At 34.4% G+C, this 317-nt stretch carries 1 protein-coding gene; it reads right to left on the minus strand.

Annotated elements, in window-relative coordinates; genetic code table 11:
• Window positions 1-93 precede the first annotated feature (93 nt).
• On the minus strand, window positions 94-317 hold a 224-nt coding region (locus LPKJCM_RS13225), incomplete at its 5' end, for a hypothetical protein (RefSeq protein ID WP_225364172.1).

Below are 317 nucleotides of genomic sequence, written 5' to 3' on the forward strand. Positions count from 1 at the left end.
CCGATAAAATATCGACTCCGGGCCGCCTAGGAAAGACAAGCAAATATTTACTTTAACTTTGGGGGTACACCTCAAAATGTCCGCTTTTTTATTCTAATGATAAATAAAAAAACTGTCATCAGTAATAGATAAAAATCTATTACCAACAACATATATTGTAGAACCCATTTTCCACTTTCTCTGGAAGATGCGGCTCAGTTTTTCTATCCAACCAAAAATATGAGTTAAATTGGCCATCATTTTGGCCAATTTATTCATATTTGCTGCCATCAAGATAATTCCTAATTCATTATTGACTTGTCTTAATCCACGTACCG

Origin of the sequence: Lentilactobacillus parakefiri (genome assembly GCF_002157585.1) — a bacterium.
GTDB classification, from domain to species: domain Bacteria; phylum Bacillota; class Bacilli; order Lactobacillales; family Lactobacillaceae; genus Lentilactobacillus; species Lentilactobacillus parakefiri.